We start from the raw sequence: 356 nt of genomic DNA, 5'->3' as shown, positions 1-356 counted from the left end.
TGCGGGAGCTGGACATTCTTCCGCCCGAGGAGCGGACCTACCTTTTGGAGGAGCTGAACCGGACGGCGGCGGATTATCCGTCGGGTCGGTGCATCCATGAGCTGTTCGAGCAACAGGTGCGCCGCACACCCGAGGCGGTGGCCTTGGTGCATGAGGACGAGGCGCTCTCCTATGGCGAACTCAACGCCCGGGCCAACCGGCTTGCGCATCACCTGATCGGGCTCGGGGTCAGGCCGGATCAGCCGGTGGCGATCTGCGTCGAGCGCAGCCCGGCGATGGTGGTGGGGCTGCTGGCGATCCTGAAGGCGGGCGGCGCCTATGTGCCGCTCGATCCGGCCTATCCGGGCCCACGGCTC

At 68.3% G+C, this 356-nt stretch carries 1 protein-coding gene; it reads left to right on the top strand.

Going from position 1 to position 356, the window contains the following annotated elements:
• A partial coding sequence (locus tag AC0L2A_RS36460; RefSeq protein WP_473613023.1) for an AMP-binding protein occupies positions 1 to 356 on the top strand: 356 nt, incomplete at both ends.

The organism is Mesorhizobium sp. WSM4844 (genome assembly GCF_055811775.1).
Note: the sequence above shows the minus strand (reverse complement) of the source record. Positions and strands in the feature narration are given on the sequence as shown.